1 protein-coding gene is annotated in these 1,289 nt (G+C 60.7%); it reads right to left on the bottom strand.

What is annotated here, in order from left to right:
* On the bottom strand, positions 1–1,289 hold a 1,289-nt coding region (locus tag AC1D1P_RS23640; protein WP_477674688.1), incomplete at both ends, for a HAMP domain-containing protein.

Raw genomic sequence — 1,289 nt, 5'->3', positions numbered from 1 at the left:
GGATATCGTTGATCAGCATCAACAGGTCGTTGCCGGAGGAATGAATGGTCTTGGAAAACTCCACCTGCTTGTTGGTCAGGTTGCCTTCCGAGTTCTTGCACAGCTGATCGGACAGGATCAGCAGGCTGTTCAGCGGTGTGCGCAACTCATGCGACATATTGGCCAGAAACTCCGACTTGTACTTGGACGTGAGCGAAAGCTGCTTGGCCTTTTCTTCCAGTGCCTGCCGGGCTTGTTCGACCTCCTGGTTCTTGCGCTCCACCTCGTCGTTCTGCTGGACCAGCAGATGGGCCTTTTCCTGCAGTTCCTCGTTGGTCTGCTGCAGTTCTTCCTGCCGGCTTTGCAGCTCCTGCGCCAGGGACTGCGACTGGGTCAGCAAGTCCTCGGTGCGCATATTCGCTTCAATCGTGTTGATCACGATGCCGATACTCTCAGTGAGCTGGTCCAGGAAAGCCTGGTGGGTTGGGTTGAATCGCTCGACCGAGGCGAGTTCCACCACACCGCGGACCTGGCCTTCGAAGATGATGGGCAGCACCAGGATGTCCATAGGCGCCACTTCGGTGAGGCCGGACGATATCTTGAGGCCCTGCGGTAGCGAGGACGTCAACAAGATCTTTTGTTTGTCGAAAGCGCACTGGCCTATCAGGCCCTGGCCCAAGTCGATTTCCTTGCCGTAAGCGCCCTGCCCTTCGGAGGCGTAGCTGGCCATGAGACGCAGGCGCGGCCTCTCTTGCGTGTAGCTCAGCACATAAAACTCCGCCTGCTGCGCGCCAACCACCGGTGCCAGCTCCGAGAGAATCAGATGCCCCACGGCCACCAGGTCTTTCTGGCCCTGCAGCATCCGGCTGAATTTGGCGAGATTGGTTTTGAGCCAGTCCTGCTCGGTATTGACCTGGGTCGTGTCCTTGAGGTTGCGGATCATTTCATTGATCGTGTCTTTCAGCGCCGCCACCTCACCGAGCGCCTCGACCGTGATGGACCGCGTCAAGTCACCTTGCGTCACGGCAGTGGCCACCTCGGCAATGGCGCGCACCTGGGTCGTCAGGTTGGCAGCCAGCTGGTTCACGTTCTCCGTCAGGCCTTTCCAGGTGCCGGCGGCTCCGGGCACCTTGGCCTGCCCGCCCAGCTTGCCTTCCACGCCGACCTCGCGCGCCACCGTGGTTACCTGATCGGCGAAGGTGGCCAGGGTGTCAGTCATGCCGTTGATGGTGTCGGCCAGCGCGGCGATCTCGCCCTTGGCTTCCACGGTCAGCTTGCGCTCCAGGTCGCCGTTGGCCACGGCCGTCACC

The organism is Polaromonas sp. P1_E1_2, assembly GCF_056406035.1.
This window is presented reverse-complemented; position numbering and strand designations above follow the sequence as displayed.